At 49.2% G+C, this 14,414-nt stretch carries 11 protein-coding genes; 6 read left to right on the top strand and 5 right to left on the bottom strand.

From position 1 onward, the window contains the following. The first annotated feature begins 51 nt into the window (after positions 1-51). A complete protein-coding gene (locus WH45_RS10585) occupies positions 52-1,707 on the top strand; it encodes a type 2 periplasmic-binding domain-containing protein (RefSeq protein ID WP_235338341.1) in 1,656 nt (551 codons plus the stop codon). Positions 1,708-1,982: 275 nt separating this feature from the next. Here WH45_RS10585 and WH45_RS10590 read toward each other — a convergent pair whose 3' ends face one another. Further along, complete coding sequence (locus WH45_RS10590) at positions 1,983-4,334, bottom strand: AraC family transcriptional regulator (RefSeq protein WP_046214310.1); 2,352 nt, start codon at positions 4,332-4,334, stop codon at positions 1,983-1,985. 556 nt (positions 4,335-4,890) lie between these two features. On the opposite strand from WH45_RS10590, the gene rsgA reads away from it, so the two are divergent. Beyond that, positions 4,891-5,955, top strand: coding sequence for a ribosome small subunit-dependent GTPase A (gene rsgA / locus WH45_RS10595; RefSeq protein WP_046214311.1), 1,065 nt, complete (start codon positions 4,891-4,893; stop codon positions 5,953-5,955). Positions 5,956-6,198: 243 nt separating this feature from the next. On the opposite strand, the gene murB is transcribed toward rsgA, so the two are convergent. Beyond that, positions 6,199-7,221: a UDP-N-acetylmuramate dehydrogenase gene (gene murB, locus WH45_RS10600; protein ID WP_046214312.1), complete on the bottom strand. Its 1,023-nt coding sequence runs from the start codon at positions 7,219-7,221 to the stop codon at positions 6,199-6,201. Positions 7,222-7,420: 199 nt separating this feature from the next. Between murB and trhO the strand changes: the two genes are divergently transcribed. The 4 genes from trhO to WH45_RS10620 all read left to right on the top strand — a co-directional run bounded on the left by trhO (position 7,421) and on the right by WH45_RS10620 (position 11,040). Beyond that, a complete protein-coding gene (gene trhO / locus WH45_RS10605; RefSeq protein WP_046214313.1) occupies positions 7,421-8,314 on the top strand; it encodes an oxygen-dependent tRNA uridine(34) hydroxylase TrhO in 894 nt (297 codons plus the stop codon). A 314-nt stretch (positions 8,315-8,628) separates the two neighbouring features. Then, a complete protein-coding gene (locus WH45_RS10610; protein ID WP_046214314.1) occupies positions 8,629-9,111 on the top strand; it encodes a CcdC protein domain-containing protein in 483 nt (160 codons plus the stop codon). A 49-nt stretch (positions 9,112-9,160) separates the two neighbouring features. Continuing rightward, positions 9,161-10,339 carry a sensor histidine kinase gene (locus WH45_RS10615; RefSeq protein WP_052723716.1) on the top strand — a complete coding sequence of 393 codons (1,179 nt, stop codon included), beginning with the start codon at positions 9,161-9,163 and terminating at the stop codon, positions 10,337-10,339. A gap of 14 nt (positions 10,340-10,353) precedes the next feature. After that, positions 10,354-11,040 (top strand): response regulator, encoded by a 687-nt coding sequence (locus WH45_RS10620; protein WP_046214315.1) that lies wholly within the window; start codon positions 10,354-10,356, stop codon positions 11,038-11,040. Between the two features lie 158 nt (positions 11,041-11,198). On the opposite strand, the gene WH45_RS10625 is transcribed toward WH45_RS10620, so the two are convergent. The 3 genes from WH45_RS10625 to WH45_RS10635 all read right to left on the bottom strand — a co-directional run bounded on the left by WH45_RS10625 (position 11,199) and on the right by WH45_RS10635 (position 14,247). Then, on the bottom strand, positions 11,199-12,008 hold the full coding sequence (locus tag WH45_RS10625; protein ID WP_046214316.1) for a carbohydrate ABC transporter permease: 810 nt from the start codon (positions 12,006-12,008) through the stop codon (positions 11,199-11,201). Between the two features lie 37 nt (positions 12,009-12,045). Beyond that, on the bottom strand, positions 12,046-12,918 hold the full coding sequence (locus WH45_RS10630) for a carbohydrate ABC transporter permease (RefSeq protein ID WP_200897674.1): 873 nt from the start codon (positions 12,916-12,918) through the stop codon (positions 12,046-12,048). A 72-nt stretch (positions 12,919-12,990) separates the two neighbouring features. Next, complete coding sequence (locus WH45_RS10635; RefSeq protein WP_046214317.1) at positions 12,991-14,247, bottom strand: ABC transporter substrate-binding protein; 1,257 nt, start codon at positions 14,245-14,247, stop codon at positions 12,991-12,993. Between the last annotated feature and the right edge of the window lie 167 nt (positions 14,248-14,414).

The raw sequence follows: 14,414 nt of genomic DNA on the forward strand, positions 1-14,414 counted from the left end.
GTGTCATCAAGGCTGTCTGCACCCTATCCACGAATTTAAAGGAGGATTATTATGACTCATTCCACATCTTCTCGCTCCAATTCGTCCAAATCCGGATTCACCCGCTTCAGAGCACCCAAAGCCGCAGCAGTGGTTCTGTCATTTGTACTCGGCGCATCCCTGCTGGCCGGCTGTTCGGATTCCGCTGAGCCGAAAGCCGGCAGCCAGGAGTCGGCAGCCAATGTGAATAAAGAAGGATTCCCGATCGTCAAAGAAAAGGTTACTTTGCGCATGATGGGACCTGATGTAGGCGTACAAAAGTGGGCGGATATGCCGGCTTTTCAGGAAATGGAAAAAAAGAGCGGCATCTCCTTCCAGTTTGATAATCCTCCACTAGACAGCTTTGAGACCAAAAAAAATCTGACCTTTGCCAGCGGTGAATATCCGGATATTTTCTACGCCGCTTCGCTGACCCAGGCGGATGAAGTCAACTATGGAAGCCAGGGCATTCTGCTCCCACTGGAAGATCTGATTGACAATTACGCACCCAATCTGAAGAAAATTCTGGACGACAACCCAGAGATCCGCAAATCGATTACGACACCGGACGGTCATATCTATTCCCTGCCGGTTATCAATCAGCAGAGCATCTGGTATCGCAGCCCGATGTGGTACAACGGCGAGTTCCTGGATGCGCTCAAGGTCAGCGAAGACAAACTGCCAAAAACGACAGAGGAACTGTACGATCTCCTCGTTCGCTTCCGTGATGAAGATCCGAACGGCAATGGCAAAAAAGATGAAATTCCGCTCGTGTCGGTTAAACTGGATGATGTTCGTTCATGGCTGCTGGGTGCATGGGGAATCTATGGTGAGGATATTTATAACGATGCCAACGGCAAAGTACACTTTGCCCGTACCGAAGATGGATACCGTGAATTCCTGACTTATATGAACCGTCTGTGGAAAGAGAATCTGCTGGATCACGAGACTTTCTCCCAGACACCGGAACAGAAAAAAGCCAAAGGTGCCAATAATCAGGTCGGATTGTTCCAGGACTGGCATGCCTACTTTACACATGGCGGAGAACCAACCACCAATGATCCGATGTTTGTTCCTGTCAAAAGCGATAGTGTAGATCAACCGGCTGTCGCTATTCATCCGGGATTATCCACAGGTTCATTTGCCATTACAGAAAGCAATCCGGCGCCGGAAGCCTCGATCCGCTGGGTGGATTATATGTATGGTTATGAAGGTGCGATGCTGTTTGACAAAGGACCTGAAGGTCTGATGTACGAGACCGTCAATGCAGAGGATCATACCAAAAAGTGGCTGCCTCTTCCCGACAAATTCAACAGCCGTGAAGATTATCGCGGTACGCTGACACCCAACTACGGTACACCTGCTCCTACCCTGCTGAGCACTGATCTGCAAAAGGGACTCAAAGAAGAATTCGATGTCTGGGTCGATAAGCAAAATGAAGAGAAAATCCTGGCCTATGATCCACAGCCTCCATTCCCGATTCTGTATCTGACACCGGAAGAACAGGCCGAGATCTCCAGCCTGCGCTCGGATATGGATACGTATGTGCAGCAGATGGAAGCCAAATTTGTTACCGGTCAGGAGCCGCTCAGCGGTTGGGACAACTATCTGGCTACGGTCAAGCAAATGGGTAGTGACCGCATGATCGAGATTTACCAGACCGCGTATGACCGCTGGAAATCCAGCTAAACCTGCTGGATGGTGCTCCAATTTGGCCAGCAGTGGTATCAGGATGGATGAGGAAATGCATGGCATGAATGAGAAAGTGCAGTATTAGAAACACAGCAGCATTATCGTAGAACGACAGTATTAACGTTTTAGAATGATAATATTAGCGTTTTAGAATGACAGCAAATAAACCGTCCCGAATCTGCCGGAACGGTTTATTTGCTGTTCATTTTTTGTTCATTTGCTGTTGATCTCTATTCTCAGCTCAAATGTAACCGCATTCATTCGTAATTGGATCAGGAGATGGAATCTTTGCGATCAGTAGCCTCTTCTTCCGAATGAAGCTTGCGATACTGCCCTGGCGTGCATCCCATTTCTTTTTTGAATTTGCGGATAAAGTTGGCGGTATCCAGATAACCGACGCGTACAATAATATCCTTGAGCGGATCAGCCGTACCCGTAATCTGACGAATGACCTCATCACGGCGCAGCTGCCAGATATACTGGGAGAACGTCTGCCCGGTCTTCTCCTTGAACGTACGGCTCAGATACGAGCTGGAAATGGAAAACTGCTGGGCCAGTCCTTCCAGACTGAGTGCATAATCGCAATAATGTTCATTTACATAAGTGACCACCTGATCCATCATGGAGACCTGCTCGGTCTCCTGCTTGTGCTCGGCGCATTCACAGATCCGCACGGCCAGCAGCTGCAGACGCTGTTCCAGCTCCTCGGCCGTCTCGAAGCCGGACAGCTGCGGCATATCGCGCAGACTGTTCAGCAGTCCCGCTTCCGAAGCGGCGCGCAGTACCGTATTCAGCAGATCGAACAATATGCAGCGCATCAGAGGCAGTGCCAGCGAATGATCGTGTACGCTCGCAGTAATGCTGTGGATCATATGCGAAGCCACCTGTATATTGCCCTGCTTGAGACTCTGGGACAGCTTGAGCAGGGATTCCGGACTGATCCAGTACTGCTCTCCGCTACTTCCGCCTGTCTCTTCATGCAGCTGGCAGAAATAAGTGACACTGGCCTGCTCGCTGATAACCCGATATTCCATCGCTGTCGCTGCCTCGATAAAGGACTGGTTGATCTCGGTCAGCTGTGCATAGCTTGTACCGACACCAACAGTCGGCAGGGAGCGATAATGATCATATACAATACCGCGCACCGCCTCGACAATCCCGGTCATCTGAGTATCGTAGTCCTCTACCTCTCCCGGTCTCCAGCATACGGCCAGTGCCAGCCGGTTGCTCGAGGAATATTCGACACCATAAATATGCGCTTGCAGCGCATCCAGTTCCAATTCAGCCAGAAGCTCGGGCAGATTTGGATACGGGCTGATCATCTCATCCAGCAGCTCCACATTGGCATGCTGCTCCGCAGAAGAAGATGCGTTATTCGCAACGAGCGAATCTCCCGAGATGATCATTACAAAATACTGCCGCCCTTCTCCGCGCAGACCGAGCGTATCAATCAGCCGCAGCGTCTCTGCATCTTCGGGCTGCCCATGCTTCATCAGCATCAGCAGGCACTGATGCCGTACATACGGCTCCTGCATATCCATCCGATCGCGATAATCATGCAATGTCTGCCGAATCCAGGCCCATTCATTGTGTGAAGCCGATACCGGCGGCTGAATGGAGGAATCCCTGTCATTGGACTGGGCAAATTCCACCAGATCACGCAGCGGCCCATATTGACGTCTCGCGAGCAGCAGCGCCACCGGTATGCCTGCCAGTGCAATCATGGCAAATATAAGTACAATCAGTGTCTGAATATGGAAAATCCGGCTGAAGAACTGGTCGCTCGGCATCGTTGTAATGTACGTCCAGCCATTCTCCTCCGAATGCACGGCAACGACAGACTGCTGCTTCCCATTCAGCTCCATATTATGAATGCCCGGTGTAAGACCGGCCAGCGTACCGAGCTCATCTGCACTGACTGCCTTATCATGATTATTCGACGTCAGTACCTGTCCATGGTTATCAAAAATATAACTGTTGCCCTTGAAGTCGCTCAGAATGGAATCCATCATCCCGGTCAGCCGGGATTCGTCGATCAGATACACGACTGTTGCATAAGGGTACGCATCTGTCGGCTTGACCGGCACCATATGTACCAGCATCGAAGATGGCCGCGAATTCACATTAACCTGCTCGGCAGGACGCGTCATCGGATAACGAATCTTGTTCAAATCACGCTGGATAGCGGCTGTACTCCATCCGTCAAATTTATAGGTCTTGTCAAATACCACATTCAGACTGCTCAGTCCCTGAGAAGAGTAAATGATCGAGTCATCGTGAAAATACAAAAACAGATCATCGATAATCGAACTGTTCGCCCGGTAACGGTCCAGCGTCTTGATCGCTTCGCTGCTGTAATAGGGATGTCTGACCATATAGGGAGTCAGATTATTATCATAGCTCATACGAATGGCAATATCCCGCAGCTCGGTCATCCGTCCATCAATCGTCGTCCGGACATGATTGAGCTGATTCACATTAGACTGCTCAATTTCACTGCGCAGACTGTTCACTGCACTATGGTAGATCAGAAGGGTAATCACAATAAGGGGAATCCAAAAAATCAACAGGTAGGAAACTACATAACTTCGCAGTAAGCGTGAACCTTTACGTTTTAATTTCATCCGTCTCCTCCTTGGCTGCACTGATCTTATACAGCATGTATGGATTATGGAACACGTAACAACGTAGAAATGATGAAATGATAAGAAGTTTGCAAGCGAGTATGGATTAGCAGTGGTTATTAATCGAGAGAGAGAGTACTGATTTACAAAACGTTAATATCCAAAGCATGAATACATCAATTGTAGCTTATTTTCGCTACCTGAAAAGGCTTAACTTTATATTTATGACAAATATAGTTCTTTTTGATCACCCTTGCTTTACGCAGGGTTTACATCTTTCGGTATTCCTGCGTAAGAAGTATCGTAAAAATTTGTTGCTTTTGTATTCATCTGTAGACGATCTGCTGCATGCAATATTCATTCTCCGTATTGTTGGGTTCCTTTTTCTCCCATATCTGCTATACTGAATGAGAAATCCCGAATAGAAAGGATGATGAATTATGGTGACTTATCAGTTTTTTCGCAGCTACAAGCCGTATATGACCAACTTCAAATCGGGAGTAGTGAACGGATAATCGATCATTGGCTCCCGTATACCCAAAGGAGCTAACTTACATTGAATTTAAAAGAATATGGATATAATGATTTTTTTGCTGCACAATTTGCGGCGCTGGAGCTGCCCGAGCAGCTTATTCCCGGCCGGGTAACAGCTGTGTTCAAGCATGTGATGCGCGTCGCCTCGGCTGACGGTGAACATCTCGCCAAGACCAAGTCTTCCTCATTCCGCGATGCTATCCGTACGGACTGGCCGGCGATTGGAGACTTTGTCGCACTGGAGAGCCATCCGTCAGATACTTCGCTGATCCACCATGTAATGGAACGCAAAAGCATTTTCCTGCGCGATGATCCTGACCCGGATATGCCACCGCAGGTCGTGGCAGCGAATTTTGATTACTGCTTTCTGGTCAACTCGGCCAATGACGATTTTAATATCAACCGTCTGGAGCGTTATTTGACCGTTGCCTGGAACAGTGGTGCCAATCCGGTCATTGTGCTGACCAAGGCGGATCTGTCTGACCGACTGTCCTATTATATGGATCAGCTGAATGCAGCAGCGTTCGGTGTACCGGTATTCGCGGTGGACAGCATCAGCGGAACAGGACTCGATGAACTGCGTAGTCTGCTGTCACCCGGCGAGACGATTGTACTGCTCGGTTCATCCGGTGTCGGCAAGTCTTCTCTTGTCAATGCACTGGCAGGCGAAGAACGGATGAAGACGAGTGGTATTCGTGAAGATGATGCCCGCGGCAGACATACTACGACTCACCGGGAGATGCATCTGCTGCCAAGCGGTATTATCGTCATCGATACGCCCGGGATGCGCGGACTCGGTATCGGCAATGCCGCAGCAGGACTGGAAGAGACTTTTCAGGATATCGAGACGATTGCCCAGGAGTGCCGATTCGGAGATTGTTCTCATCGTAACGAACCGGGCTGCGCCGTACAGATCGCGCTGCAGGATGGTACGCTGGCACGCAAGCATTATGCCAACTGGGAAAAGCTCCGCAAAGAACTGGCCTATAATGAGCGCAAAAACAATATTCTGCTGATGCGCCAGGACAAACAGCAGTGGAAAACGATCAGCAAGCAGCATCGGGCAAAGCCCAAGAAAAAAGTATAACCTTCTGCTGCAGACAATATAAGACTGCTATAGTCGCAAAATGAACAATCGAAAAGCCGCTGGGACGCAGAAACATATCAGATCTTCCCATACTCTGCTCCCTGTATCGTGCATGTAAAAAAAGGTACTGCAACCTGTCCACCGACGATATTCGTCAGACAGCGCTGTAGTACCTTTTTTGATTTGCTTTTATATTTCCTTCCGGCATTACATCATATGTTCCGCCAGAGCTGTAATACTCAATTACAAAATAACAACTTCCGGCTCCGGCACAAAGCCAAACCGGTTGTTGATCGCATCCTGTACCATCTGGATCAGATACAGAATATCCGCCGCTGTCGCTCCGCCGGTATTCTGGATAAAGTTACCGTGATACGGCGAGATGCGGGCCTGTCCATGCATCGTACCGCGCAGTCCGAGCTGATCGACCAGCTTGCCGGTCGGCTGACCGAAATCATAATTGTTTTTGAACACCGAGCCGCAGCAAGCATGATCAAAATGCCGCTTGCCTCCTCTGTCTTCGATCACGATCCGGAACATCTCCGGCACTTCATATCCCTGCTCTTCCAGACGCGGAATCCAGTTCCGGTAATACTGGAAATACTGCGGCAGACTGGAAGACGCCGTACTCGCTGTGACCATCTCCCGCATAATCGCGTCCCATGAATGCTGCTCGGGAAGCGTATATTCCCCAATATTCAGATCCGCTCCAACGATAATCCACGGATTCTGCTGGAAAATAGACTGCTTGTAGGCGTAATTGCACTGCTCTACACCGATCGTCTGCAGACCACGCTCCGGATGCCGGGCGTCGATATAATACACTTTATCCAGCAGATCACTGATTTCATGGTTAAAGTATTTGGCATTCATATAAATGCCCGCGCCCATCGTACCCGGCAGCAGGTAGGTGAATTCCATTCCCTGTATTCCCGTATAGACTCCGATCAGCGACAACCAGGTCATCGGCACTCCAGCCGAGACGAACAGCTTGCCCTGGGAGAATTTCAATTCCACATGTTTTTTCATGGAGAGGAACAGGGTCTCGTCCTGCGGCTGATCCGGGAACAGAATATTCGATCCCATGCCGAACCATTTTACATCCAGTCCTTTGTGCTGACTTCCTTCCAGCAGAGCGATAATCTCTTCGGTAGTGGCAGGCAGAGCCAGGTGTCTGGCTGTTCCTCCAATTTCATATGTTGAATATGGAGCCAGACTCGTATTCATGCTGCATAATTGATCAAAATGTAATGTATTCAAATTCATCGTAACTCCTCTGCTTGCGCTGGCATTCATGTAAGTAACATCTTATCTATTATAGATAGCATTTACTGAAAACCCAAGCATAAAAAAATAATATTTTTCTCATTTTCAGCATCTTTTTATACATATTCATTGACTAAGGATGTAAAGAGGCGTAAAATTTTAAATTGCGATAATTTTAATAAGATAATAGGTGATGAATATGTCCAACGATCCATACCGGATTTTACTGTTTTATAAATTTGTCAATATTGAAGATCCCGAGACACTGACTGCCGAGCATTTGCAGTACTGCAAAGATCTTGGTATCAAAGGCCGGATTCTGATTGCGCCAGAAGGTATCAATGGTACCCTTTCCGGTACATGGGAGCAGACCGAGAAATACATGAACGATCTGCGCGCGGATGCCCGTTTTGCCGATATGGTATTCAAAATTGATGAATCTGAAGGCCATGCCTTCAAAAAAATGTTTGTGCGTCACAAAAAAGAGCTCGTAACGTTCCGTCTCGAAGATGATGTGAACCCGAACGAGATCACCGGCAAGCACCTCTCGCCAAAAGAATTCTACGAGCAGCTGCAGCAGGAAGATGTCATCGTTATTGACGGACGCAATGACTACGAATATGATATCGGTCATTTCCGCGGTGCGATCCGTCCTGGCGTGGAATCATCCAGAGAGTTCCCGGAATGGATTCGGGAGAACCTGAGCGAGTACAAGGACAAAAAGATTCTTACCTACTGCACAGGCGGCGTACGCTGTGAGAAACTGTCCGGCTTCCTGATGAAGGAAGGCTTCAACGACGTCGCCCAGCTGGACGGCGGTATCGTAACATACAGCAAAGACCCTGAAGTACAGGGACGTCTGTTTGACGGTAAATGCTATGTATTTGATGAGCGCATCTCGGTGCCGATCAACCATACCGATGAAGATGTAATCGTCGGCAAATGCTTCCACTGCGAAGAGCCAACCGACCATTATATCAACTGCCCGGTCTGCAATCTGCAGCATATCGTGTGCGACAGCTGTGAAGACGAGCATGAGCACTTCTGCTCGGATGCCTGCCGTGAGCAGGTTCAGGCTGTAGCAGCCCAGTAACACCACCCACGTGATCGATGGATGATCTCCATCGATTCGCTGTAAAGTACAAAAAAGGAACAAACTCCTGCTGTCAGGCAGTGTTTGTTCCTTTTTATTATGTCATGGTCTGCAGCTTTGCCATACCTCTCCCCTTCAGAAATGCCCGCACAGGAAAAATCTTCTCTACTACAGCCCCGTATCCTGAATATTACAGTGTCTGCTCTCCATCTGGAGATGGAGAATGCCTGCCGCCAAATCCATCGGCACACTGATGAAGGAATTGCTGCAAATAACTATACTGGAAGTAACCTCATGATTGGCGGGAGAAGTATATGTACAAACGGCTAATAAGCTTCCTCTCCCATCTACAGAAAGCGAGTGATCCTATGGCCAGAATCAAGGAAGTTCGTCCCATCCAGTTGTTCCTGCTGCCGGCTATCCTCCTGTATACGGTCTCTCCCCAGATTCAGCCCATGCTGTCAGGGGGGCTGGTAATGGAAATCATCCTATTTGTCAGCATTAGCATCGGGGCCATGATCGGTTGGCTCCGTTCCCGATACCACACTGTTCATCAGGACCCTATAAATGGTAAAATTGTAACGCAATCTTCTATTACCAGCATGATCATTGTTCTTGTGCTGATTGTTGTACGCGTATTCACCGGTTATCTTATTCATTCAGGGTATCTGTTGCCCGATCATAGCGATACAGCGACACTCATTTCCAACAGCCTGCTAATTATAGCGCTGGCTAATGTCGTTACTACCCGAATTATGATTTATCTCGATTATAACCGGCTGATTCATGGAATATGATACCGTCAGCTTCAGGAACAGGTGCCACTGCAGGAAGGAATTCATCACTATGGAGAATCTGAACAGGCTGATGGGCAACCATTCACTGGTATTCCGTCTTTCTGTGACCATCATTATGCTGTACAGCTGCTTTACCATCTATTTTCGGGAGTCCCTTTTCATCTGGTCCATCTATACGGTGACCATGTTGATCTTTGTCATTTTGACTTGGGCTCCCCTCAAGCTTCATACGCTGTTCATTATCGCTTTCAGTTTGTTTTTGTATGTCATGATGTTCGTAAATGAACGCATGGCCAATGCCCCGGCCAATTTTCTGGCACTGCTGTGGGTATGGTTTGCCATTCTCTGTACCATCTCGGTACGGGAGAAGAGTATCGCTTCCTTCTTCGCCCTGTTAACCGGTGTGCTGATGCTGATTGCGGATTATGATCGCGGGTTTCCGTATTCTATGCTGATCTCGCTGGTAAGTATTTATTTTGGCGTACATAGTATTTACCGGTATATCTCGGTACTTCGCATTAACAGCGAGCAGCTGCAGGAGCTGGAGACCGTGCATAATGAGCTGCAGCATGCCCACAACGAATTGCAGGAAAATGCGTTGCAATCGATCCGTTATGCCGCACTGGCCGAACGCACCCGGATTGCCGGGGAGATCCACGACGGTCTTGGTCATCATTTCACCTCCATCATCGTCCAGCTGCAGGCTCTCAAATGGATGATTCGGCAAAATCCGGATCAGGCGGAGCATACCGTCAATCAGCTGCTTGATGTGTCGCGCCAGGGACTTGCCGAGGTGCGCAGCGTGGTGAGGGATTGGTCGGTCAGCGAACGCGGCGTCAGCGAGCTGCATACGCTGGCTTCCCAGGTGGCGGAGCGTTCGGGAATGACACTGGATTTCCAGGCGGATGCAGCAGACTCCCAGTGGGGGGAAGCTGTCGATGGGATTCTATATCGGATTCTGCAGGAGTCACTTACCAATATCGTCCGCCATGCCCAGGCTTCGGCTGTGGAAGTGAAGATTGACCAGCAGGGCGATCAGGTGATTATGCATATCGCCGATAATGGGGTCTACCGTGAAGAACAGCCTTTAATCCACGGCTTTGGGTTGCAAAATATGATCCGGCGCTGTGAACAGCTGCAGGGTCAATGTACATTTCGTGCCCGTGAAGGCGGCGGACTGATCGTTGAAGCTCGTTTGCCGCTGTCATTTGCAATACATCATGAATAATAAAGGAGTACGCCATGAACCAGCCTGACCATCCTATTCGTATTATGCTGGCCGATGACCAGTCACTCATCCGGCAGGGAATCCGGTATATACTGGACCTGCAGCCGGATCTGCAGGTCGTGACCGAAGCTTCCACCGGTGATGAAGCTGTACTGATGGCCGTTGAACACCGACCGGATCTGATCCTGATGGATATTCAGATGCCCGGCAGGACCGGTATCGAAGCGACACGTGCCATTTTACAGCAGCAGCCGGAGACCAAGATTGTGCTGCTGACTACTTTTGATGTACAGGAATATGTAATTGATGGTATCCGTGCAGGCGCTTCCGGTTATCTGCTCAAGGATATCGATATGAACGAAATGATTCAGGGCATCCGCTCGGTCTGTGCAGGCGGGGCCATTTACAATACGACTACAGCCGGCAGCGCACTCGTAGAGCTGCTCGGACGTCCGCTCTCGGTGCAGCATGGAGAAGATTCATCCGCTGCTTCCGTACCTCTGGCAGAGCCGCTCACCGAACGGGAACTGGAAGTGCTGCAGGCTGTTGCCTACGGCAAGCGTAATTTTGAGATCGCTGCGGACCTGTATGTATCCGAGAGTACAGTGAAGACACATGTGCACAATATTATCCAGAAGCTCGGGGTCAAGGACCGTACCCAGGCAGCCGTCGTGGCGATTCGCCAGGGCATCGTCAGCTGATTATCTCTTCATTGCGCCGCTTCTTCCTTTCTTCATAAATTGCCGTCAGGTTTTTTATACAACAAAAAAAGTCCGACTGGAACATTTGGAAGTGATTCTTCCATGTTCCGGTCGGGCTTTTACCATTTCCATTTCTGTATTTCCGTTCCCACGCTTGTTTAACCTTTGACCGAACCCGCTGTCAGACCGGTAACAAAGAACCGCTGCAAGAAGACGAACAAGATTACCATCGGCAGCGCCGTGATAACAACGCCGGTCAGCAGCATCGTATAATCTGTCACATACTCGCCCCGGAACTGCATCAGCGCCAGCGGTAGGGTCAGCTTTTCCGTACTGTTAAGCAGCATAAGTGGAATCAGCAGATCATTCCATACCATGACGAACAGGAATGCAGCTGTCGCCGAGAGCGATGGTCCGGATAAAGGCAGTACCAGACGCCAGTAAATTTTCCATTCTCCGGCTCCGTCCATACTCCCTGCCTCCATCATTTCCTTGCTCAGCATCTCCATGAATCCTGTCAGTGTGAATACGGTCAGAGGCAGCAGTCCGGCCGCCGTGACCACCGTCAGCGCCGTCAGACTATCCGACCAGCCCAGCTGGCGCACCAGTGAATACAGCGGCAGCATGATCACCTGTGACGGAATAATCAGACCAGCCACAAAGTAGGCAAAAGCAAACTTGCCCAGTCTGCCGCCCAGCCGCACGATCGCATACGAGATCAGACTGCCGAGGAACAATACGATCGCTACCGTAAACAGCGTCACCCGCGCACTGTTCCAAAAGTACTGCAGCATCGGCTGTGCATCAAAAATAGTAATAAAGTTCTGCAGACTCCATGTATCCGGCCAGCCCAGCGGATTGGCATAGAAAGACTGGCTCGTCTTGAATGAAGATACGACGACAAAGTACAGTGGTGCTGCAACCAGCAGCCCGTACAGAATCATGATGATACGTCCAACCCATTTCATTGCAGCAGCTCACCTCGTTTTCCTGTAAAATACCGGTTCATCCTCTTGCCCCTTCCTGACGCAGCGCCCGGAACTGGAAAAACGTCAGAATGCCCAGCAGTACCAGGAAGATCATCGATCCGGCAGATGCCAGTCCGAAGGAGTAGTTGGAGAACGCCAGATGATAAATATATGTCGTCAGAATCTCGGTCGCATAGTTAGGCCCACCATCGGTCATGACGAAAATCAGATCAAACGCCTTGAACGATTGAATCGTCGTATACGAGATAACAATGGCTGCCGATGGAGCGAGCAGCGGCCAGGTGATTCGGCCAAAAATCTGCATTCGGTTGGCACCGTCGATACGCGCAGCTTCCATCAGCTCACCCGGAATCGCATGCAGGCCGGCAATAAAGATAATCATCATCTGCCCGGCATGTGCCCAGATCTGCACAAAGGCTATGGCATACAGCGCAATCTTGGCATCCCCTGTCCAGCTGCCCATCAGGCTGTCCAGCCCCGCACTTTGCAGCGACATATTCAGCAGTCCGATCGATGGATCATAGATAAATGACCAGATCAGACCTACCGATACAGAAGACAGAATCGCCGGGAAGAAATACAGTGCCCGAAAGACGACATGGGTGCGACTGTTTTTGGCCAGCACCAGTGCCAGCACCAGAGAGATAACGGTCTGCAGCACGACCACGACGATCATAAATTTGATATTGTTCATAAAGGCTTTGCGGAACGTGATGCTGTCAAAGCTGTCCTTGTAGTTGGCTACCCCGACAAAATCATAGGACGGCGATACACCGTCCCAGTTGGTAAAAGAATAAAACAGTCCCGATAAAGCCGGATATACGAACAGTCCGGTATAGAGCAATATTCCCGGAAGCATAAACAGCCATAGTAATTTACGATTAATCATAAGCGTTACCGTATCCCTTTACTTTATCTTTTGCAAACTTTGATACTATTCCTGGAACAGGAGCAGACCGGATTAACGTCCGATCTGCTGGTCAATAATGGCCTGTGCATCCTGTGCAGCCTGTTCCGGTGTCGCACCGCCCAGAACCGCTTGAATCGAGTTGGTTACCGCTTTTTGATTCTCGGCATTCACAATTGTATAACGAGGCTGGAACAGTGTCTTCTTGTCTGCCCATTCCTGAGCGATGTTCAGTTCCTTGCTGTCATACTTGATATCCTTGAGCGTTACGTTTTGACCGGTTTCATTGGCATACTGGGCAGCGATATCCGGCTGGCTCAGGAACTCAAGGAATTTCTTCGCTTCTTCCGGATGCTTGGAGCGGCTGTTGACCGCCAGCATAAATGTGCTTGTATGCACGCCTTCATATTTGGCCTGATCGGCAGATACGGTGATCGGCGCGAGCAGACCCTGCTGCAGTTCCGGATTCTGCTTGGCATTCTGGCTCAACTGATATGAACCACTGGCCAGCATTGCTGCTTTGCCCTGAATAAACAGTGCACCTGCAGCCGGGTCCTTGGTACCCAGTGAATTTGGCTGGAAGTAGCCTTTATCATTCAGTTCCTTGAACTGGGTCAGTGTCTTCACCCAGAATTCATCGGTTAGCTTGGCTTGTCCGGATTCGACCTTGGTGAAAATGTCTTCACTCGGTTCGTTGTTCATTACCATTGTATTCATGAATTGCCCTGGTCCAATATCTCCACCGGCAAAGGCAATCGGGATGATCCCGTTATCTTTCAGCGTCTGGCAGGCTTTGAGGAAACCATCCCAATCCTTGGGTGGTGTCAGACCATATTGCTCAAAGATCGCTTTATTGTAAATCGGCATGTTGTACACGAGCTGATAAGGTACAGCCCACTGTTTGCCGTCTTTGCTGCCGGCTTCAATCAGATTGGCATTATAGTTTTTGAGGAGGGATTCACCTGTCAGATCGGTGAACAATCCGGCTTTGGCCAGTGCTTCAAACTGTGCACCCGGGAACGAAGCAAATACATCTCCTACCGAGCCGTCTGTCAGCTTTGCCTGTGCAGTCGTCTGATATTGATCGGAAGTGAGCGTTTGCATATCTACGACAATATTCGGGTTTTTTTGCTCGAAAGCATCAATGATCTTCTGGAAGGTCTGTGTATCTTCCCCGCGCCAATGGAGGAAACTGATCGTTACTTTGCCATTGGCAGCCTGATCCGATCCACCTCCGCATGCGGACAGCACTCCAGTAAGCGCCAGTACCATAACCAGCAGTAGAGCCAATCGTGTTCGTTGAGTTTTCATTAACCATCCTCCATTTTCATATCGTCAATTAACATAACCCACTAATCTATGTAAATTAACTAAATTAAAATATCCCCATTAATTTAGTAGGAATACCGTGATTTAAATCATAGCAAAAATGAAGAATATCAAACAATGTCATTTTGTGTTGTTTTTATTTGTCAATA

The organism is Paenibacillus wulumuqiensis (genome assembly GCF_000971965.1).
GTDB lineage: Bacteria > Bacillota > Bacilli > Paenibacillales > Paenibacillaceae > Saccharibacillus > Saccharibacillus wulumuqiensis.